The organism is Bradyrhizobium pachyrhizi, from assembly GCF_029714545.1.
In the GTDB taxonomy this organism is placed as follows: Bacteria; Pseudomonadota; Alphaproteobacteria; order Rhizobiales; family Xanthobacteraceae; genus Bradyrhizobium; species Bradyrhizobium pachyrhizi.
Genome location: NZ_CP121667.1, coordinates 1788705 through 1809432, shown reverse-complemented (window position 1 = coordinate 1809432; position 20728 = coordinate 1788705). Strand labels below are relative to the sequence as shown.

Sequence of the window (20728 nt, the reverse complement as noted above, 5' to 3'; positions counted from 1 at the left end):
GCACTCTCCCGTCAGGCGACCGCGCGGGCCGGCGTGGTTTCGAACTTGCCGTCGAGGAAGCCGGTCAACCGCTGCCGGATGATGGCTTCGGCTTCAACCATGATACGGTCGATCAGCTCCTTGACGGTCGGGATGTCGTGGATCAAGCCGACCACCATGCCGCAGCTCCAGGCGCCGGCGTCCATCTCGCCGTCGATCATCACCTTCGGATAGACGCCGGCGACCTGCTCATGGATATCCTCGATCTTCAGCCTGGCGCCCTTCTCGCGCTCGATCTCGAGCAGCTCATCGACGCCCTTGTTCTTCAGCACCCGCTCGGTGTTGCGCAGCGCGCGCATCACGAGACGGGTGTCGAGTTCGTCGGCGTCGAGCAGCGCCTGCTTCACATTAGAATGAACCGGCGCTTCCTTGGTCGCGATGAAGCGGGTGCCCATGTTCATGCCGGCAGCGCCCATCGAAAGCGCCGCGACAAGGCTGCGTGCATCCGCCATGCCGCCCGAGGCGACGAACGGGATCTTCAATTCGTCGGCCGCGCGCGGCAGCAGGATCATGTTCGGGATGTCATCCTCGCCGGGGTGACCGCCGCACTCGAAGCCGTCGACGCTGACCGCGTCGCAGCCGATCTTCTCGGCCTTCAGCGAATGCCGCACCGAGGTGCATTTGTGAATCACCTTGATGCCGGCCGCCTTCAGCGCAGGCATGTACTGCTCCGGGCTGCGGCCCGCGGTTTCCACCGCCTTGACGCCGCCCTCGCGGATCGCCGCGATGTATTCGGGATAGGGCGGCGCGGTGAAGCTCGGCAGGAAGGTGAGGTTCACGCCGATCGGCTTGTCCGTCATGTCGCGGCAGCGCGCGATCTCCTTCGCCAGCAGCTCCGGTGTCTTCTGCGTCAGGCCGGTGATGATGCCGAGGCCGCCGGCGTTGGACACCGCCGCCGCCATCTCGGCGAAGCCGACAAAGTGCATGCCGCCCTGGATGATCGGATGTTGGATACCGAACAGTTCAGTGATTGCTGTCTTCACAAGTTTCTCCCGCGTTTCCGCTCAGTGGACGATCTCGAACAGGCCGGCAGCGCCCATGCCGCCGCCGATGCACATGGTCACCACGCCGTATTTCGCCTTGCGCCGCCGGCCCTCGATCAAGAGGTGGCCGGTGAGCCGCGCGCCGGTCATGCCGTAGGGATGGCCGATCGCGATCGAGCCGCCGTTGACGTTCAGCTTGTCCGGATCGATGCCGAGCTTGTCGCGGCAATAGATCACCTGCACCGCGTAGGCCTCGTTGAGCTCCCAGAGATCGATGTCGTCGATCTTGAGGTTATGTCGCTTGAGGAGTCGCGGGATCGCGGCAACCGGGCCGACGCCCATCTCGTCCGGCTCGACGCCGGCGGCGACGAAGCCGCGGAAGATGCCGAGCGGCTTCAGGCCCTTCTGCGCGGCGATCTTGTCGCTCATGATCACGCAGGCCGAGGCGCCATCCGAGAGCTGGCTGGCGTTGCCGGCGCTGATGGTCTTGCCCTCGAACACCGGCTTGATCTTGGCGAGCCCATCCGCCGTGGTATCCGGCCGCGGCCCCTCATCCTTGGCCAGCGTCACCTGCTGATAGCTGACCTCCTTGGTGTCCCTGTTGACCACGGCCATTTTGGTCGTGATCGGCACGATCTCGTCGTTGAAGCGGCCGCCCTGCAGCGCGGCGCCGACGCGGCGCTGGCATTCGAGGCTATATTCATCCTGCTTGTCGCGGCCGATCCCATAGCGCTCGGCGACGACTTCCGCCGTCTCCAGCATCGACATGTACATCTCGGGCTTCATCGCCATCAGTTCGTCGTCGACGGCATGGAACCTGTTCATGTGCTCGTTCTGCACCAGGCTGATCGATTCGATGCCACCGCCGATCGCGATCTCGACGCCGTCTGATATCACCGAGCGCGCGGCGACCGCGATCGCCTGCAGGCCGGAGGCGCATTGCCGGTCGATGGTGGTCCCGGCGACCGTCACCGGCAGCCCGGCGCGGATGGCGCCCTTACGCGCGACATTCATCACCATGGTGCCCTGCTGCATGGCGCAGCCCATCACCACATCCTCGACCTCGCCGGGCGCGATGCCGGCGCGCTTCACCGCCTCGGCCATCACATGGCCGGCCAAAGTCGGGCCGTCGGTGTTGTTCAGCGCGCCGCGATAGGCCTTGCCGACGCCGGTGCGCGCGGTGGAGACGATGACTGCATCTTGTGACATGCTTGCCTCTCTGAATCAGGCGGCCGCGTCGAGCTGCGCATAGCGCAGCACGTGATAGGCGGGATCGCCGAACTGGATGTTGATGGAGGAAATCCGCTTGAAGTAGTGGCCGACATTGAGCTCGTCGGTCATGCCCATGCCGCCATGCAGCTGCACCGCCTGGTCGGCGACGAACTTCCCGGCATAACCGATCTTGGATTTTGCGCCGGCGGCCAGCCGGGAGACTCCGGCCTCATCCTCGCTGAGACTGAGGCTGAGATGCTGCATCAGCGACAACGCCTCCTGATGCGCGATGAACATGTCGACCATCCGGTGCTGCAGCACCTGGAAGCTGCCGATCGTGACGCCGAACTGCTTTCGCGTCTTGGAATAGTCCAGCGTCGCGGCGTTCAGTTCGCCGATCGCGCCGACCGCCTCGGCGCAGAGCGCGCCGATGGCGCGGTTGCGGCAGGCTTCCAGCGCGGCGACGCCCTCGCCTTCGCTGCCCAGCAATTCCGCCTGCACGCCGCGCAGGCTGATCTCGGCCGCCCTCCGACCATCGATCGTCCTGAAGCTTTGCAGGTCGAGATTGGCGGCGCGACGATCGACCACGAACAGGCTGACGCCACCGCGATCGTGACGATGACCCGAGGTGCGCGCGGAGACGATCAGATGATCCGCCCATGGCGCGGCCATCACCGCCGTCTTCTCGCCGGTGAGGACGTAGCCGTCGCCGTCGCGGCGTGCCGTGGTGGTGACGGTCGCGAGGTCGAAGCGCGAACCTTTCTCGGTCCAGGCCAGCGCCCAAAGTTTCGTGCCTGCGATGATGTCGGCAATGAACGCTTGCCTCTGCGCGTCGGAACCTGCCTGCTCGATCAAGCCACCCGCAACGACGACCGTCTCGACGAACGGCTCGACCACGAGATGGCGGCCGAACTCCTGCATGATGATCATGGTCGACAGTGGCCCGCCGCCGAGCCCGCCGACCGCTTCCGAGAACGGCGCCGCGAGAAGACCGAGCTCGGCGAATTCAGCCCATTGCTTGCGGCCAAACCCCTCCTCGCTCGCGACGATCTTGCGGCGGGCGTCGAAATCATACTGATCGCGCAGCAGCCGCTGGACGCTGGACCGCAACAATTCCTGCTCTTCCGTGAACTGGATATCCATCCGATCCTCGTTGCCGCTAATGCGCGATGAAATGCGCCTTAGCTCCTTGTTTGAGCATGATCTCCTCGGAAAACCGCTTCACACTTTTCCGGATCATGCTCTAGAGACCAAGCACCGCCTTGGCGATGATGTTGCGCTGGATCTCGTTCGATCCGCCGTAGATCGAGAGCTTGCGCGAGTTGAGGTATTTCTCCGACGCGGTGTGGCCGTAGTCCGGGCCCGGCATGAAGTGATTGGCGCTGACGGGATGCTCGCGGATCGCAAGCCCGTAATTGCCGATCGCCCGATGCGTCAGCTCGGTGATATCCTGGAAGATTTCGGTGCCGCGGATCTTGAACAGCGAGGCCGCCGGTCCCGGGTCTATGCCGCGCGCCATCTGGGCGACGACGCGAAGCTCGGTCGCCTCCAGCGCCAGCACGTCGAGCTCGACACGGGCGATATCCCTGATGAATTCCAGATGTGCCGGATCGTCTTCCGGGATCTCCGCCTTCACGATCTTCTTCAACCGCTCGATATAGCGTGTCGAGCGGCCGATGCCGGCCATGCTGGTGCGCTCATTGCCGAGCAGGAATTTGGCGTAGGTCCAGCCCTTGTTCTCCTCGCCGATCAGGTTCTCGGCGGGGACGCGGACGTTCTCCAGGAAGACGTCGTTGACCACGTGCGAGCCGTCAATGGTGATGATCGGGCGCACGGTGACGCCCGGCGACTTCATGTCGATCAAGAGGAACGAGATGCCGGACTGCGGCTTGGCCGTGGGATCGGTGCGCACCAGGCAGAAGATCCAGTCGGCGTGCTGCGCCAACGTGGTCCAGGTCTTGTGGCCGTTGACGATGTAATGGTCGCCGTCGCGCACCGCCTTGGTGCGGACGGTAGCGAGGTCGGAGCCGGAGCCCGGCTCCGAATAGCCCTGACACCACCAGTCCTCGGCGGACAGGATACGCGGCAGGAATTTCCTTTTCTGCGCGTCGTTGCCGAACGTGTAGATGACCGGGCCGACCATGGTGACGCTGAACGCCAGCGGCGGCATCGTGCCGGCGCGCGTCGTCTCCTGCTCGAAGATGAAGCGGCGGGTGATCGACCAGCCGGGCCCGCCGTATTCCTTCGGCCAGAGCGGCGCGATCCAGCCCTTGTCGTGTAGGATGCGATGCCACAGCAGCATCTGCTCCTTGGAGAGATCGGTCTCCGGATTGGCGACGCGCATCTCCGCCGGGTAGTTGTCCTTGATGAAGGCGCGAACCTCATCGCGGAACGCCGCATCTTCAGGGGATAGCGCGAGCTCCATCTGACCGGCTCCCTACCACTTCTCGCCGAAGGGCCGGATTTCCAGCTCGAAGGTCCAGGCGCTCTTCGGCTGCTGATAGAGCTGCCAATAGGCGCCCGCGACCGATGCCGGCGGCATCAAGAGATCGGGATTGTCGAGCGCATTCGGGCCGAGCGCCTCGATGCGGCGCTGCCGGACCCATTCGGTATCGACGCCGGAATCGATGATCAGATGCGCGACATGGATGTTCTTCGGTCCGAGCTCGCGGGCCATCGCCTGTGCCACGGCGCGCAGGCCGAACTTGGCGCTGGCAAAGGCGGCATAGCCGCTGCCGCCGCGGAGCGACGCGGTGGCGCCGGTGAAGAAGATGTTGCCCTCGCCGCGCGGCATCATCAGCCGCGCCGCCTCGCGCCCGGCGAGGAAGCCGGAGTAGCAGGCCATTTCCCAGACCTTGCGGAACACCCGCTCGGTGGTCTCGAGGATCGGGAAATTGACGTTGGCGCCGATATTGAAGATGCAGACCTCGAGCGGCGCATGCTTGTCGGCGTCGTTGAGGAAGGCCGTGATCTCCTCTTCCTTGCGCGCATCGAGCGAGCGGGCGTGGATCTCGCCGCCGGCGGCCTCGATCTCCTTGACCAGCGGCGCCAGCTTGTCGCCGTTGCGACGGCCGGCGAAGATCGTAAAGCCTTCGGAGGCGAACTTCTTGGCAATCTCGCCGCCGATGAAATCACCGGCACCAATGACCGCAACCGTCCTGTTTCTCTTCTGCATGGTGTACTCCGGTCCCGTTTGAGTGAACTGGCTTGCGGCGGCGGCGCGGCCTCAGCCGCGCAGCGACTCCGCCAGCTTGTGCTTCAGCAGCTTGCCCGTCGATGTCGCGGGCAGCGCGTCCATCAGGATAATCTCCGACGGACGCTTGTACGAGGTGAGTTGCGGGGCAATATGGGCCATCAGGTCCTGCGCGGTGGCGGTCGAGCCCTTGATCAGCTGCACGAAGGCGACCACCTCCTCATTGCCCTCGACCGGCCGGCCGACCACCGCGCACTGCACCACGGCGTCGTGCGTGCTCAGCACCGCCTCGATCTCGGCCGGATAGACGTTGAACCCGGAGCGGATGATCATCTCCTTGGTCCGCCCGACGATATAGAGCGCATCATTCTCGAAGCGGGCCAAATCCCCGGTGTTGAACCAGCCATCGGGATCGATCGCCTTGGCGGTCAAATCGGGCGCGCGGTAATAGCCGCGCATCACGTTCGGACCGCGGACGTGAAGCTCACCGACTTCCCCTGCCGCAACCGGCTTGAGGTCACGGCCGACCAGTTTTGCCTCGAGGCCCGGCATGACGGTGCCGACCGCATGATCCGCACGCGGATTGTCGGGCCGGACGCCGGAGATGCCCGGCGAGCATTCGGTGATGCCGTAGCCGTTGAGCAGCGGCAGCCCGAGCTCCTGCTCGACCCGCGATTTGAGATCGAGGTCGAGCGGTGCGCCGGCCACCGAGATCACCCGCAACCGGCCGCGATCGAGCTTCGGCAGGCCGGCATTGCGCCGGTATTCGAGCAGACGCTGATAGGTCGCGGGCACGCCGTTCAGGATTGTGATGCCCTCTTCAGTCATCGCCTTGACCAGCGCGGCCGGATCGTATTTCGCCACCAGACGCACGGTGGCGCCGATCATCAGGGTCATGGTCAGCAACGAGATGCCGACGATATGCGAGATCGGCAGCACGCAATACTGCACGTCATCGGCCGCCATCTTTCGGAAGCTTGCCGTCGCCCGGGCGCTGAACAACAGATTGCGATGGGTCAACATCACGCCCTTCGGGGTGCCGGTGGTGCCGGAGGTGTAGATGAGGACCGCGACCTGGTTGGCGCCGTCGGCCTCGACCGGCTCCGCCACGGTTGCCAGGTTCAGGCCGGTGACGGCGATGCCGCGGAGCGGGCCGACATCCTGCACGGCGGCCTCGTAACGCGCGGCATGCGTAGCCGCCTCCTGCGAGACCTCGGCGGTCAGCAGCACGCGGCGGGCGCCGCTGTGATCCCTGATCTGGTCGAGCTCACGCGGCGACAGCCGCGGATTGACCACGATGGACCAGACATCGAGCCGGCTCGCCGCCAGCAGCAGGCAGGCTAGCGGAATCGAATTCTCGCTCACGATCATCATGCGGTCGCCGGCACGGATGCCGAGTGCCCGCAACGCCTCGGCGACGCGACCGACCGTCCGATCGAGCTCGCGGTAGGTCAGCCGCATCTTGTCGTCGATCAGCGCCGGCTGATCCGGCGTCGCCCCGACGTGGTGATCGATCACCTCGTGGATGCGGTTCGGCAAGCCTTCCACACTTCCTTCAGCAACTTGTTCAACAACTTGGGTCGACGCCTGCACTGAAACCTCCCTGTGGCAGCTTTTTGGGCTTGATTTGTTGTCTTGAGGAATTTTCCCGCTCAGGCGGTCCTGCGCTGCGGCGCAGCCAGCTGCGCGACGATCTCCTCCTCGATCTCGCGCAGCTTGTCCTTGCCGAAAAAGATCTCGTCACCGACAAAGAAGGTCGGCGAGCCGAACGAGCCGCGCGCCACCGCGTTGCTGGTGTTGTCGATCAGCTTCTTCTTCACCTCGTCCTGCTGGGCGCGGGCGATGATGCGGTCGATATCGAGGCCGGAAGACAGGAACGCTTCGCGGAACACCTGCGGATCGTCCATCTTCTTGGGCTCGGACCACATGTGGTGATAGGCGGCGCGAAAGTACGGCTCGAACAGCCCTTCGAAATCGGCAGCGACGACGCCGCGCATTAGCATCAGCGTGTTGACTGGAAAGAACGAGTTGGTCTTGAACGTCGTGATGTTGTAGCGGCGCAGGAAGCGCTCGGTCTCGAGCACGTTGTATTCGGGCTTGTTCTTGATGCCGCGCAGCGATTCGCCGGGCGACATGTTGCCGGTCGCCTTGTAGACGCCGCCGAGCAGCACCGGGATGTAGTCGAATTTCACGCCGGTACGCTTCTCGATGTCGGGCAGCGCCAGTTCCGCCAGATAGGCGTTCGGACTTCCAAAATCGAAATGGAATTCGACCTTGAGCGGAGCAGCCATGGAACGCCCTTCCCTTTGAGTGCCAGCGGCCGTCAGCCGCCGCGTTGATCGAGCGGGGACCTTAAGTTCTGTTTTAGAACTGTCAATATGATATTTGTCATCCAATGACTAAGTCACGGCTCCAAGCGACGCATCCTATTGAAATTACGTTAGTTCTGTTTTAGAATTTAATCGGTGATGTCGGCGCAGACCGCAGGAGATGCTGATGAAATGGGATACCCTCGAGGAGGAGCCGTGCTCGGTGGCCCGCACGGTGGCTGTCATCGGCGACCGCTGGAGCCTGCTGGTCCTGCGCGAATGTTTCCTGCGCATTCGCAGGTTCGATGACTTCCAGGCCTCGCTCGGGATCACGCGGCATTTGCTCGCCGACCGGCTGAAGAAGCTGGTGCGGTTCGGCGTGCTGCGCAAGATACCCTATCAGGAAGCGCCGAAGCGCTACGAATACATCCTGACGCAGAAGGGGCTCGACCTCTATCCGATCATCATGTCGATCGTGCACTGGGGCAACGTCCACATGGTCGATTCGCGCGGCCGGCCGATGCTGCACGAACACAAGACCTGCAAGAAGATGTTCGATCCCGTCATGGTCTGTTCGGAATGCGGCGAGCCGCTGAGCGCGAAGGCGGTCCACGTGCATCCGGGCCCCGGTGCGCGGAAATCATCACCGGTGCACGCCAAGGCGCAGGAGCGAGCCAAGCGCGCCGCTGATTAGACCTGGATGCTGTTTACGAAGCCGGCGCCTCGCGCTGGCGGCTACTCAGCCTGACGGCGCAGCCATCAGCGCGACATTGCCGCCAAGCAGGCAGCCGACGGGACGGCCGCCGGCGAAGCCGATGCGGACGCGGATCTCCGACAGCCGCCCCATCGCCCTGCCCTGCAGGATTCGGATCTCGTCGTCATCAGGAGCGACCAGGCCATAGTCGAGCAGGCCGAACGCCAGCGCGGCGGCCGCAATGCCGGTCGCGGCATCCTCGCGATAGCCGGAGGAGCGCGGGAATTGCCGGGCCTCGAACAGGCGCGCCTTTCGGTCGATCACGGCGAATGGATAGAGCCCGGTCGATCCGATCCGGCCGCAGACCGCCTCGACGTCCCCTATCGCGGGATCAAGCGCATTCAGCGCTTCGGGGGAGCGCATCGGAACGAGTGTCTTGATCCGCGATGTGACGGCATTGCACGATGTCACCGCGTCGATCGCTTCCGGCCCGACCGCGAGCGCCCGCAGCACGTCATCGCGTTGACCTGCAGTCAGCGGAACGGTCTTCCCGGCCGGCTGGGTGATCTCGACACTGGGCTCGCCGTGACGATCACGGCTGATGAAGCCGGTGACCGGACCGCTGCGCGTCGAGATCCGGATGGTGTCGCCCGGCAGCCTTCCATGGCGTGCAAGCAGCCAGAGCGCGCCGATGGTCGCGTGGCCGCACATTTCCATTTCGTGATTCGGAACGAAGAAGCGGAACGTGGCGTCGAAATCGTCGCTCTGTGCCGGCAACACGAAGCCGGACTCGTGACCATGGCGGCGCGCAATGTCCTGCATCTCGGATGCGCTCATGCCGCTTGCATCCACCACGATCGGACAGGGATTGCCGCCCTGCCCATCGACCGTGAACACGCTGACCAGTTCCGCTGTCGTCATGATGTCGCCCGCGTGTCTCGCCGTCCCTACTTGACCAGCGTCGCGCCGGTCTCCGGATGCTGCAGCCAGCCGAGCAGCGCCTCGTGGAAGCGCGCCGGCGCCTGGATCTGCGGCGAATGGCCGAGGTCGGGGAATTCGATCAGCTGCGCATGCGGGATCCGCTTCGCGGCCTCCTTGCCGAGCACCGGATAATTGCCGAGCGTCTTGCGAATCTCCGGCGATGCGGTGTCCTTGCCGATCGCGGTGGTGTCCTTGTCGCCGACAAAGAGCAGCGTCGGCGGCTTGATCTGCTCGAACTCGTAGAACACCGGCTGGGTCGCGATCATGTCGTAGAGCCGCGCCGAGCTCGATGCCACGGCGGCGCGGCCCGGGCCGCGATACATGCCGGCCAGCATCTGCACCCACGTCTCGTAGGACGCATCCCAGGTGTCGGCGTAATAGGTGGCGCGCTCATAGGCGCGGATGCTGTCCGCGGTGACGCGCGTCTCGCGCTGCATCCAGCCGTCGAGGCTGAGCCACGGCACGCCCTTGGCCTTCCAGTCTTCGAGCCCGATCGGATCGACCAGAACCAGGCGGTCGGTGGCCTCCGGATACATCAGGGCGTAGCGCATCGCCAGCATCCCGCCGGTCGAGTGGCCGACCATGATCGAATGCGCGATGCCGAGCGAGGCGAGCAGCGCGCGGCTGTTGCCGGCGAGTTGCTGGAAGGTGAACTGATAGCGCTCCGGCTTGCTGGACTTGCAGAAGCCGATCTGGTCGATCGCGATCACGCGATAGCCGGCGCCGCTGAGCGCCTTGATGGTGCCGTCCCAGGTCGCGGCACAGAAATTCTTGCCGTGCAGCAGCACCGCGGTCTGGCCGTTCGGCGTCGCCGGCTTGACGTCGAGATAGGCCATGTCGAGCTCCTGCCCCTGCGAGCTGAAGCGATAATGCTCCACGGGATAGGGATAGTCGAAGCCCTGCAGCTCCGGTCCATAGGCCGGCTCGGCGGCCGATTGCGCCAATGCGTTGGACGAACCGAGCGCAACGGTCGCAGCGACGGCAAGATGAAACAGGGTTTTCAGGGGCATCTCGGCAAATCCAGAACTCAGGGGCGATCTCGTGATGCCGTAGCCGAACGCGTGGGCGCCATCCAGCGCCATCAGATGATTTGTTCGTGATCCCACGTGAAATTACGCCGGATCGAACGCCCGGATCGGCGGCAGATTGCCGTTGAAACGTTCGACCTCGACGCTGGTGAGCTGGCCGGTGCAGCCCTGCGCGAAGGATGACGTGCCGATGTCACGCGTCAGCACGTTCGGATTGCCGTGCACGCAGAGCGGCGCCTCCTCCTCGGGATCCATCGGATCGTACCAGGCGCCGGTCGGCAGCTGGACCACGCCGGGCGCGATGCCGTCGGTGACATGCACCGCGGCGAGGCAGGCGCCGCGCGCGTTGAAGATGCGGATGATGTCGCCGTCGGCAATGCCGCGCGGCTTGGCGTCGCGCGGATTCATGCGCGCGACCTCGCGGCCGCGGTGCTTGGCGTCTAGTGAATGGCCGCCGAAATCGAGCTGGCTGTGCAGGCGCGTCACCGGCTGGTTGGCGACGAGGAAGCACGGCGCGCCCGGCGTCGGCGTGTCGGTCTTCTCGAGCCAGACCGGATGGCCCGGACAGTCGGCATCGCCGTGACCTGCGATCTTCTGCGAGAAGATCTCGATGCGGCCGCTCGGCGTCGGCAGCGGCCGCGCGACCGGGTCCTCGCGAAAACGGCGCAGCGAGCCGCCGTCGTCGAGATGCTGCGGCACCACCAGGCTGCCGCGCGCCCAGAACTCCTCGAAGCTCGGGGCTTCGAGCCCGCGCGCGGCGAGCGCCTTGCGGGTCGGCTCATAGAGATGTTCCAGCCACTCTCGCGACGTGCGCCCCTCGGTGAAGGGCTCGCGGGCGCCAAGCCGCTCGGCGAGATCGGCGAAGATCTCGTAGTCGTCGCGCGCAAGGCCGAACGGCTCGGCGATCCGGTGCATCGCGACCATCAGCGGATCGTTGCTGGAATAGCCGATGTCCTCGCGCTCCAGCGTCATGGTCGAGGGCAGCACGATGTCGGCGTGGCGGGCGGTGGCGGTCCAGGCGAGCTCATGCACCACCAACGTGTCGAGCTGCGCAAACGCCTTGCGCAGGCGGTTGAGGTCCTGGTGATGGTGGAACGGATTGCCGCCGGCCCAGTAGACGAGGCGGATATCCGGATAGGTCCGCGTCTCGCCATTGTAGCGATAGCTGGTGCCGGGATTGAGCAGCATGTCGGCGATGCGCGCCACCGGAATGAAGTCGGCGACGCCGTTGCGGCCCTGCCCGAGCGTCGGTCCGGGCACCGCATTGACGCGGCGGCCGTAATAGCCGATCGCGCCGAGCGAATAGGCGTAGCCGCCGCCGGGCAGGCCGATCTGGCCGAGCGCCGCCGCCAGCACCATGCCCATCCACACCGGCTGCTCGCCATGCTCGGCGCGCTGCAGCGAATGCGACACGGTGATCAGCGCTCTGCGGCCGGCGAGCCGGCGCGCGAGCGTCTTGATGGTGCCGGCATCGATGCCGCAGATCGCCGCGGCCCATTCGGCGCTCTTGGGCACTCCGTCGCTCTCGCCGGTCAGATAGCGCAAAAACACCGGCCAGCCCTCGGTGTAGCGATCGAGGAAGGCCTGATCGTGCAGGCCTTCGCGGACGAGCGTATGGACGATGCCGAGCATCAGCGCGGTGTCGGTGCCGGGTGTGGCCGTCAGCCATTCGGCGCCGGCCTCGACGGGCAGATCGTCACGCAATGGACTGACCAGGACGAACGCGCAGCCGCGCCGCTGCGCGGCCTCCATCGCGCCGCGCTCGACATGCTTGCTGATCGAGCCGCCGGCCACCATCGAGTTCTTCAGCGCCATGCCGCCGAACGCCAGCACGATGTCGGTGTCGGCTGCAATCTGCTCCCAGGTGACGTTGCGCTTGGTGATGTCCTCGTAGCCGGTCAGGATCTGCGGCAGCAGCACCGAGGACGCGCCCGAGGAGTAGGTGTTCACCGAACGGACATAGCCGCCCATGGCGATGTTGAGGAAGCGGTGCACCTGGCTCTGCGCGTGGTGGAAGCGGCCCGCGCTGGACCAGCCGTAGGAGCCGCCGAACACCGCGCCGGGGCCGATCGTGTCGCGGATCCGCGTCAGCTCGCCGCCGAGCAGATCGAGCGCCTGCTCCCAGCTCACCGAGGCGAACTCGTCGCGGCCGCGGCGGTCATCCGGACCGGGCCCCCGCTCGAGCCAGCCGCGGCGGATCGCAGGCCTCGCGACACGTGCCTGGTGGCGCAGCGCGCCGGGGAAATTGTTGATGATGCGGTTCGGATCGGGATCAGCGGCATAGGGCCTGACTTCGAGACCCGCCTTGCCGAGCCGCGCCGAGAACACGCCCCAATGCGAGGTGTGCGGCTTGAACCCGTCGGACAAATCGAGGCCGGGATCGGGGTGGCCAATGGTCTCGCTCATCGATGCTCCTTCATCCCAGGCCGGTTCATCCCAAGCCGGCGCCCGCGCCACGCCTGTCGCAACGTCCCGGTCAGTATAATGATCCAATCGGCGCACGGTACCCGCTAACACGGATCGCACCGTGCCTTGCCGGCATGACTGCGGGCGACGGCGGCGGAACTCCCGACCGGGGCCGCGCCGCCAAAATATCGAAAACAACCCCATGCAAAGGAGCCGGCGGCCGGCGGCGCTCGAATGGCGACTTGACACGTCGGGCAAATCAGCGGCACACTTCCAATATTCCGAAATCGTGTAACCGCCCCCCTCGCCCGCAACAGCCGGCGCGCGGATGGCGCTTGCCGCCCAAACCCTCCCCACAATCGACATCGCACCGGCTGCCGCAGCGAGCGATCGTCTGCGCGCTGGCCGCGCGCAATCCAGGGAATACCCGACATGGATACTGCACCCGACATCGCCGTGCCGACGATGGCCGCCGCAACCGGCCAGACCCAGGCCGCCGCAGCCCCGCGGATCAAATTCTCCTCGCACGGCTTCCGCATCGACCATCCTGATCCCGAGCTCGGCGCACAGCTGATGGCGAACGCACTGGGGGTCGCCGACCGCGACGCGATGGACGGCATCCTGCGGCAATTGGTCAAGGCCAGCGTGAGCGGCGGCAAGCCCTGCGAGGTCAACCTCGCCTTCATGATCGCGATGGTGAGAAGCATCGGTCCGCGGGATTCCGTCGAGGCGATGCTGGTGGCGCAGATGGTGTCGGTTCATGTGATGGCGATGCGATGTGCCCATCACCTCGCGCATGCCAAGGACCTCGCCCAGCACGACAGCGCCGCGCGCGCATTGGGCCGGCTCGCCCGCACCTTCCCTGCCCAGATCGACGCGCTGAACCGCCACCGCAGCCATGGTGAGCCCGCCATCACCGTGCAGAACGTCAACGTCGAGGACGGCGGCAACGCCATCGTCGGCAACGTCACGCAGCATGCGCGCGTGATCGTGTCCGACAACAGCCCGGCATCCGCGGCGCGGAATGCGCCGAAGGCCGTGGGCTCGCGGCGACGGCGGAATTCCGCCGATGTCGGGCGGGACGCCCAGGCATGAGCGGCCACATCCAAACGACCGGCCCTATGCTGGCCAGCCGGCGTTGCGGCGCCAGGACCCGCTCGGGCAGCGCGTGCCGCGCGCCGGCGGTGCGCGGCAAGACGCGCTGCCGCATGCACGGCGGCGCAAAGGGATCCGGCGCGCCACGAGCGAACCGGAATGCGCGCAAGCACGGCCGGTTCACTCGGGAAGCGATCGCCGAGCGGCGGCAGATACGGGCGTTGCTGGGAGACGTGCGGAGGATGCTGGAGGGGATGAAGTGATTGCGTTCCGCAAATGGCCGCGCGCAAAAAACGGCATTTAGGAACGCCGATCTTCGAGGCGTGTTGCACCAGCTCGAGAGCAAAGGAAACGTTCAAATGAAAATTGCGAAGATCGCACTGGCAACGGCATTCATATTCGGGTCAATCGCAGCAGCGAGCGCTCAAGGCGGTGGTGGGGGTGCAGGCGGCGGTGCCGGTGGAGGCGGTGGCAACTCTCCCGCTGCAACCACTGGTCAAGGTGCATCCAGCAGCCCCGGTGCGGCAAACCCGGGCGCGACGATGAACGATCCGAAGTCGAAGGAAGGCAGTGGTAGCGGCAGCGCCATGAAGCATGAGACGATGCCGAAGGACCACATGAAGAAGTAGATCAAAGCCGAACTGATGGTCGTTCGCCCACACACCTCAACGACCAATGGGCCGCCGGGCGTGAAACCCCGGTGGCCCATCCTCGCTAATGGATCACAAGGGCGGCGGCGATGCCGAACGCCGTGAGCGTTGCAACGGCCAAACTCATCAGGGTTATCGCTACAGGTCTGGGCATGACAATTAAACCCGCTGACGCAGTGAAAGGCTGCTGATTGCGGACATCGCCGCGTGCCGAAGACGACAACGCGCCCGGTTGCGGCCCCGCCAGCAAAGATCCGGATTCCCGGCGGTCAGTGCACGAAGGCCATGATCAGCGCAATGGTGACCAGCGCGTAAGTGCTGGTAACGGCGATGCCCAAATACAAACGCTCCATTGCGGCCTCCTGACCTCAAGGCGCCGCCCCCGCGCCATCAACCTAGCGCGCGCTCCGGCGCCGAGCAGTTGGAATTCCGGATCATGGTAAATCTACGGGCAGACCGTCCGGACTAGTCCTGTAAGCTGCCGGCGCCAACGCTATGGGCTCATTGCATCCGACTGAGGAAGTAATCCTCTCTCTCCATTGCCGGCCTGTTGGGCTTGCCGTCTAATGTGGGGGCGAGAAAGGCTGGATTGGCTCTCCAATCGCGCCCCTCGAAGAGCGGGCCACCTGCTTCGGAAGCACAGGCGGGTGGCCCGTTGCCGGGGCGCGACCGCGGCAAGTTCTCGCCTAACGCCCGGATGAATGCGTCGCGATGGCCGGATGCGACCGGCCGGCGGCTCGCCCGCACCTTTCCCGCCCAGATCGACGCGCTGAACCGCCACCGAAGCCATGGCGAGCCCGCCATCACCGTGCAGATCGTGAAGGTGAAGGACGGCGGCAACGCCATTGTCGGCAACGTCACCCAGCATGCGAGCGTGATCGTCTCCGACAACAACCCGGCCTCCGCGGCGCGGAATGCGCCGAAGGCTTCGGCGCAAGGCGACGGCAGAACTCCGCTGATGCGGGGCGCCCAGGCATGAACGATCAGATCAGAAGTACCGGCCCGATGCTGGCGAGCCCGTGTTGAGGCGCCAAAACCCGCATCAGCGGCGCGTGCCGCGCGCCGGTCTGTGCCGGTTGTCGCCGTTCACGATTCCATCCTTCCTGGCAAATCTCGCGGCCGAGGCGTTCCGGATACAGCCGAAACGACAGCGCCTGTAGGCTCACGCATCGAGAGCGGGCGTTTCCTCTTGCAATGGCCCGGCTATTGCCGGATCGCAAGACTTTGTTTCTTCGTGCAGGCGGATAGATCAAAGTCGAGCTCGGCCTCGTCCTGTCGGAGCTCCAGCTCCGCACCGCGCTTCGGAAAGCACGGACCGGATGCGGCCCGGGCGCTCACCGAGACGAGCGAATCCCGCTTGACCTTGCCGAGAATGTAATAACCGCCCGCATCCGTCGCGGTGGTGCGCGTCGATCCATCCTCATTGTGCAGTCTGATCTCGACGCCTTGCTGCGGCCGGCCTGATGGTGCAACGACTTGCCCTGCAATAAGCAAGCTTTGGTCTGGAGCAACTGCATTTCCGGTCGGTCTAAGACCTTGCATTGCGCCTATCTCAAGGATGTCTCCCGCCTCTGTGTCGATCAGCTTGATCTCGACAGAGCGGATCTTTCCAAGGGCCAGCGGCAGAACTCGCCATTTATCAAATCCTGGCTTCCAGAGAAAATCGTGCTGCGCGACGGTGACAGCGTGCCATTTGCCGTCCCGCTCGAATGGCTTGGTCCATCGTCCGGTGTCGGCATCATCCGGCGGCCGGCTGCCGACACCTTCGGCGATCGAAACCGTCGCGCCCGCTGCTGTACGCCAGACAATCGACAGCCTGCCCTTCGCAGCCCTGCCGTCGTCCCTTCGCATGCGATAGGACCAGGACAGATGCGTGACGTTGAAAAGCTTCAGGTCGCCCGGCGCGAATGTGAGCGAGGTTTCACGCGACGTCGCAGTGAGCCTGGCATAGCCGGGCGGCGCCTCGGCCCCCTCACCGGTCGAGCTCTGCCAATTATACGTTCCGCCCGCGACACGCGTTTCGCCGGATCTTTCCAGCGGCAGCCGGTTGAAGAACGTCGTCGGGGTGTTGTCGTCGACGATCGTGACGCTCTCCCGGCCGGTTGCGTCCGCGGGGTTTCGCGTAAAGGACGTGATCGGCTTGCCGTCGAGCGAAACGGTCGCGCGATCGGAGCTCGGGACGTAGATCGTGATGCCGTGCAGATCGCGGGTACCGGAGTTCGGGTCGGGTAACTTCTCTTGCAGGACCTGGTCGACGAACGATGAGATGGCGACCGCGGATGTCTCCGGATTCACCGAAACGTGCTCTGCGATCTGAGAATGCACGATCCGGTAGTTCGACCAGACGGCGCTTGGCGGCACCCACACGCGCTTTGCTTCCGGCAGTTCACCGCTTGGATTGTAGTAGTCGCCTGCGAGGTTGCGAAACTCCTCCATGGTCACCGCAGGGAATGGCGCTTCGGGTGTCGCGGTGAACGTCGGGTCCATGTAGACCGTGCCGAAATGGGTATACCAATGGTACTGAACCGAGGCGCCCTTTGCGATCAGATGCCGGCCTAGCGCAATCTGGCCGCCCGCGGTGGCGCCCTGTGAGGATGAGCGGCAATAGACGCTCACTGTGCAGACATAGGCCTCGAGATCGAAGTCTTCGAGCCGGGGGTCGAGTTTCACGAGCACGGCTTTCGAAGCGTCAATCGGATCTCCGGCCTCGCCAAAATTCACGTGGGTCTTCGCAAGCGCGTAGAATCCCGGATAGACCGAAACCAGCGGGGCGACGCCGCGCTGGAATGACCACGTCTCGCTTTCGTCACCGTTCCAGATCGACGTGACGCTGCGGAATCCCATCTGCTTCAAGATATCGGCGTAATAGCCATGAGTGCCGGGCGCTCCCGCCAGCCCCATCGACTCCTGCCGGACGTCCGCGCCAAGCTTGTAGTCCGGCTTGTAGTGCGGTCCCGGTCCCTCGAATGAAGGGTGATAGCTCATGCCGCCATGCGAGGTGAACGAAGACGGGCGGATGTTGAGAAAATCGACCATGTTCTTCTCGGCCAACACCGACCAGCGGCTGAAGTTGTCGCGCTCGATCGCGACCAGGTTGACGGCACATGAAGCGCCGCACGAACCCGACTTGATGCGCAGCCCGGTCAGCGCCGGAAACGGCCCGTCCCGCGCCGGCATGACGCCGATCGGCCGTGGTTCATTCAGGATGACGGTGACCGAGGTCGGCCCGGCGGACGGCGCCTTGCCTGCGCTCATCCGAAAGCGTGCCGTCGTTTCCCTGGGAAACACATAGGTGGCGTCGTCGGCGAATTGCGCCTCGACGACCAAATCATTCGGCGGATCCCGGTCGAAGAACATCCTCAACTGCTGGTATCCGCGCGCGTCCTTGCCGCCAAACGCTTCGAACGCGTGCGTCCACTGCCCGGCCCCCTTCAGGTCCAGCGAGATTCCGCCAGCCGAGAGCGGCAACGGATCCGTCGTCACGCGGCGGAACTGCGGCAGCATGTCGTCGGCCCATGAATGGATCGTATCGATGTTCCCGCGATGCCATTGTCGCAGCAGCAAGCCGAAAACCGAGTGCTCCCCGACACGCGACGGCTGCGTGCTGAGACCCGCGTAGGATTTGAACAGCGCGCTGACGTTGTCGCCGCCGGTCGAGCTGCTGATCCAGAAGCTGTCCGTGATCGGAAGTCCGAGCTCTTCGTTCAGGTACCGGTGGATCGAATGTCCCTGCCAAGGCGTCTGATAGTCGACGTCACTCGAGAACGTGATCATACTGCCGAACGGGTAAGGCAGCGGGCGGATATCCGCTGCTAGAGATTGCGCGGCAAAGGATGATGCGCCGGCCGCGATCAAGACAAGGCAAATGGCCAGCATCCGGCGCATCAGTTGCCGCTTCCAAGACCCGCCCTGGACAGCAACGCGGCGAGCTGGTCGGCGAAATGACGCGCCAGCCACTGATGTCCGCGCACCGAATAATGGGCATCATGCTGATAGGTCAGGTGCTCTTCCACCGGCGGCACCGGGGGCTGCAGACAGTCGATCGATGCCTGCTCGCAAAGCCTGGCGAAGTTCTCGAGCAATTGCGCGGTGCCCTTGCGCACGCTACGGCCATCCGGCATCGCGAACTTGCCGTCGCAACTGTTGCTGCCATGGCAGACGGCCTGATCATGACCGGTCGTCAGGACGAACCGCGTGTTTGGATAATCGTCCTTCAGCTTGTTCGCGATCGCCGCGAACAGATCGAACGATGCCTTGGCCTCCGGCGCGAAATCCGCATACGGAATGCTGAAGCTTTCAAATATGCCGAGGCCATTGATCAGCTGCTCGTTGGTCGGGGCGACTGCGTCGAGCGCCCAGCTCGAATCCCATGGCCGGAACGTCAACGCGCCATTGGCATCGAAATAGAAGTCGTCGAGCACGTTGTGTTCGTAGCTCCATCCGAGCGTGCTCTTCAGGATCCTCGCGTCCATCTGGGTGGCAAGCCCGCTCATCTGTTCGATGAGAACGACGTCGGGGCTGAATTTCATGATGTAGTCGCGGATGACACGGTAGTTGGCTGCAAGATCGCCATTGTCGCGCCCGGCGGAAATGACTTCGACGCAGCGACCGAGGCGCCGTCCGAGCTCGCCTTCGAGCACCACGTTGAACTTCTCGTAGGCCTTGACCTGCAATGCAACGAAGGTGCTTCCGCCGACCGCGGCGATACGCAGGCAGCGGTCGCGGTTGTCAAATGCGCGATCGCGGTCGAGGTGTCCGAAATTGTTGGCGAAGGCCCGGCCGGCAAACTCCCGCGGATATCCCGGGCCACCCGGCCATACCGTGCGGCGGTGCTTCGCGTATCGAAAGATCGACATTTTCTGGTCGTCCGTGTCGAACTCGGACTTGATGTCCGTCTCCGCGGCGTTCGGTTCCTTGCGGCCGGGGTTATCGAACTCCGGGCGGACCGGAACATCGACGACCATGGCACCGGCCAGCGGGCGAAACCAGCGTCCGAGCGAGGCGTAATAGTCCTGGCCTTCGAACCGATACCGCAACGATGCGGCGAGGCGCGTCGGGACTTCCGAAAATGCAAAGCTTCCGTCGAGCCCGAGCTCGGTCGATCGCGTCTGGTTGTCCTCGAGGATAAGCTCGATGCGCTTGCCGGCGGCGGCCAATCCACCGACGACCTTCCCGGATATGTTCGAGGGCGCGGCGTCGGATCCCGCGACATCCGATGCGGTCAAGGCGAGGCGCCGAATTGCCAGCTCGCCTGGCCCGGCGCCATCCAGAATGATGACCCATGACCTGACGCTGCGTCCCGAGGTGCCGGCGAGCGCTGCTTTCAGCGATCTTGGCAAGGTCGCGACGTAGCGGCGGCTGCCGGCGCCCCGCAGTTGCTTGAGCGTGCCGGCTTTCCCGACGGCTTCGGCGAGGTCGGACGGAACATCTGCCGGCTTGAGGGCGGGATCCACCGGCATGTCCGCCCCCAGACGCAGCGACCATCCGGTGAATGTGTAATCATCGAGGATCAGTCCGACGGTGAGGGTTCCGGCCCGGATCGTGTCGCCGTCGAGTTCGAGCTCGATCTGCTTGGCGTTGATCGCGGGGGTGTTGTCCGGCGACCAGGCCAGCCACGACTTACGAGCGCTCGTGGTCAGGACCGCGGATTTCACGCCGATCGGACCGGTCCGTTTTTGCGTCAGCGTGCCGCCGTAGACCTCGATGAGGCCGGCCTTTTGATAGACATCGATGTCGTTCAAGAACGCCCATTCACCGAGCTGATCCGGGCTTCCCTGACTGGAATTCGCTGATGCGGAGTCTGCGGTATCCGTATTCAAGTCTGCAAGACGATCTTGAAGGTCCAGGATCTCGCTCTTGATCTCCGCGCTTTGTTTTAACTGTGCTGCGTGAATGGCGGCCAGTTCAGAGGTCTGCTTCGCATGCTCCGCCTGGAGGTTGGCGAGCACGGCAGACTGCCGCAACTGCTCCCCTGGCATCGCCCTCAGGACGCCCGCGTAGTAACGCAGCTTTGGGTAGACGAGCGGACCGACCACAGCGACGGCGGCAGCCGCAGCGACCAGCAGAACGGTGACCGTCCGCGCCGTCCGTGAGCGCAACCTTCTGGATGGGAGCTCCGCCAATTGATCGGTCCTTTGA

General features: G+C 64.7%; 17 protein-coding genes. 5 read left to right on the top strand and 12 right to left on the bottom strand.

The genetic code is table 11. The features are described 5' to 3' along the window. Positions 1–11: 11 nt before the first annotated feature. From QA639_RS08240 to QA639_RS08210, 7 genes are all read right to left on the bottom strand, one after another. Positions 12–1022 carry an NAD(P)H-dependent flavin oxidoreductase gene (locus tag QA639_RS08240; RefSeq protein ID WP_028334868.1) on the bottom strand — a complete coding sequence of 337 codons (1011 nt, stop codon included), beginning with the start codon at positions 1020–1022 and terminating at the stop codon, positions 12–14. A gap of 21 nt (positions 1023–1043) precedes the next feature. Beyond that, positions 1044–2231, bottom strand: a complete 1188-nt coding sequence (locus QA639_RS08235; protein WP_028334867.1) for an acetyl-CoA C-acyltransferase — start codon at positions 2229–2231, stop codon at positions 1044–1046. 15 nt (positions 2232–2246) lie between these two features. Then, on the bottom strand, positions 2247–3377 hold the full coding sequence (locus QA639_RS08230) for an acyl-CoA dehydrogenase family protein (RefSeq protein ID WP_283089507.1): 1131 nt from the start codon (positions 3375–3377) through the stop codon (positions 2247–2249). Between the two features lie 100 nt (positions 3378–3477). Next, positions 3478–4659: an acyl-CoA dehydrogenase family protein gene (locus QA639_RS08225; RefSeq protein WP_283089506.1), complete on the bottom strand. Its 1182-nt coding sequence runs from the start codon at positions 4657–4659 to the stop codon at positions 3478–3480. A 12-nt stretch (positions 4660–4671) separates the two neighbouring features. After that, positions 4672–5409, bottom strand: coding sequence for an SDR family oxidoreductase (locus QA639_RS08220; protein WP_016845326.1), 738 nt, complete (start codon positions 5407–5409; stop codon positions 4672–4674). A 51-nt stretch (positions 5410–5460) separates the two neighbouring features. Further along, on the bottom strand, positions 5461–6975 hold the full coding sequence (locus QA639_RS08215; RefSeq protein WP_028334863.1) for a class I adenylate-forming enzyme family protein: 1515 nt from the start codon (positions 6973–6975) through the stop codon (positions 5461–5463). Between the two features lie 104 nt (positions 6976–7079). Next, positions 7080–7718 (bottom strand): 2-hydroxychromene-2-carboxylate isomerase, encoded by a 639-nt coding sequence (locus tag QA639_RS08210; RefSeq protein WP_283089505.1) that lies wholly within the window; start codon positions 7716–7718, stop codon positions 7080–7082. 205 nt (positions 7719–7923) lie between these two features. Between QA639_RS08210 and QA639_RS08205 the strand changes: the two genes are divergently transcribed. Further along, entirely contained in the window at positions 7924–8430 is a 507-nt protein-coding gene (locus QA639_RS08205; protein ID WP_283089504.1) for a winged helix-turn-helix transcriptional regulator, read from the top strand. Positions 8431–8475: 45 nt separating this feature from the next. Here QA639_RS08205 and QA639_RS08200 read toward each other — a convergent pair whose 3' ends face one another. The 3 genes from QA639_RS08200 to QA639_RS08190 form a co-directional block, all read right to left on the bottom strand. Next, positions 8476–9351, bottom strand: a complete 876-nt coding sequence (locus QA639_RS08200) for a PhzF family phenazine biosynthesis protein (RefSeq protein WP_283089503.1) — start codon at positions 9349–9351, stop codon at positions 8476–8478. A gap of 26 nt (positions 9352–9377) precedes the next feature. Continuing rightward, positions 9378–10421: an alpha/beta fold hydrolase gene (locus QA639_RS08195; RefSeq protein ID WP_283089502.1), complete on the bottom strand. Its 1044-nt coding sequence runs from the start codon at positions 10419–10421 to the stop codon at positions 9378–9380. A 102-nt stretch (positions 10422–10523) separates the two neighbouring features. Then, the gene (locus tag QA639_RS08190) at positions 10524–12845 is read right to left on the bottom strand and encodes a molybdopterin guanine dinucleotide-containing S/N-oxide reductase (protein WP_283089501.1); all 2322 of its coding nucleotides are present in this window, start codon (positions 12843–12845) and stop codon (positions 10524–10526) included. A gap of 432 nt (positions 12846–13277) precedes the next feature. On the opposite strand from QA639_RS08190, the gene QA639_RS08185 reads away from it, so the two are divergent. From QA639_RS08185 to QA639_RS08170, 4 genes are all read left to right on the top strand, one after another. Continuing rightward, a complete protein-coding gene (locus tag QA639_RS08185) occupies positions 13278–13940 on the top strand; it encodes a hypothetical protein (RefSeq protein WP_157346630.1) in 663 nt (220 codons plus the stop codon). Further along, entirely contained in the window at positions 13937–14203 is a 267-nt protein-coding gene (locus QA639_RS08180; RefSeq protein WP_050386813.1) for an HGGxSTG domain-containing protein, read from the top strand. The genes QA639_RS08185 and QA639_RS08180 overlap by 4 nt, the downstream gene beginning before the upstream one ends. A 96-nt stretch (positions 14204–14299) precedes the next feature. Beyond that, a complete protein-coding gene (locus QA639_RS08175) occupies positions 14300–14569 on the top strand; it encodes a hypothetical protein (protein ID WP_157346628.1) in 270 nt (89 codons plus the stop codon). A 610-nt stretch (positions 14570–15179) separates the two neighbouring features. After that, on the top strand, positions 15180–15569 hold the full coding sequence (locus QA639_RS08170) for a hypothetical protein (protein ID WP_283089500.1): 390 nt from the start codon (positions 15180–15182) through the stop codon (positions 15567–15569). Positions 15570–15793: 224 nt separating this feature from the next. Here the strand turns inward: QA639_RS08170 and QA639_RS08165 are convergent, their stop codons facing one another. Together QA639_RS08165 and QA639_RS08160 are read right to left on the bottom strand one after the other, a co-directional pair. Further along, positions 15794–18475 (bottom strand): carboxypeptidase-like regulatory domain-containing protein, encoded by a 2682-nt coding sequence (locus QA639_RS08165; RefSeq protein ID WP_157346624.1) that lies wholly within the window; start codon positions 18473–18475, stop codon positions 15794–15796. After that, positions 18475–20712, bottom strand: a complete 2238-nt coding sequence (locus QA639_RS08160; protein ID WP_283089499.1) for a hypothetical protein — start codon at positions 20710–20712, stop codon at positions 18475–18477. The genes QA639_RS08165 and QA639_RS08160 overlap by 1 nt, the downstream gene beginning before the upstream one ends. Between the last annotated feature and the right edge of the window lie 16 nt (positions 20713–20728).